This is a genomic window from Cupriavidus sp. GW823-FHT06D04, assembly GCF_058795055.1.
On the sequence record NZ_JBXAHL010000129.1, the window covers coordinates 1 to 570 of the forward strand.

Annotated in this window: 1 protein-coding gene; it reads left to right on the plus strand. The window is 68.6% G+C overall.

All coding sequences use genetic code 11. The features are described from left to right. Nucleotides 1-570, plus strand: a 570-nt coding sequence (locus AC1Q7H_RS39900) for a polysaccharide deacetylase family protein (protein WP_492382521.1), incomplete at both ends; no start/stop codon positions are given.

Genomic DNA, 570 nt, shown 5'->3' on the forward strand with positions numbered 1-570 from the left:
GCCCGGCCGCCGCACGCCCGCTGGCCGGGCGGCGCGCGCGTTGCGGTGCAGTTCGTCCTCAACTACGAAGAAGGCGGCGAAAACTGCGTGCTGCACGGCGACGCCGCCTCCGAGCAGTTCCTCTCCGAGATCGTCGGCGCCGCGGCCTACCCCGACCGCCACATGAGCATGGAGGGCATCTACGAATACGGCTCGCGTGCCGGCGTCTGGCGCCTGCTGCGCGAGTTCGAGAAGCGTGGCCTGCCGCTGACCATCTTCGGCGTGTCGATGGCGCTGCAGCGCCATCCTGAACTGACCCGCGCCTTTGTCGAACTGGGCCATGAGATCGCCTGCCACGGCTGGCGCTGGATCCACTACCAGGGCATCGACGAAGCCACCGAGCGCGAGCACATGCGCATCGGCATGCAGATCATCAAGGACCTGACCGGCGAGTTGCCGCTGGGCTGGTACACCGGCCGCGACAGCCCCAACACGCGCCGCCTGGTGGTGGAGCACGGCGGCCTCCTGTACGACTCGGACTACTACGGCGACGACCTGCCCTTCTGGACCGAAGTCGAAGTCACCGGCGGC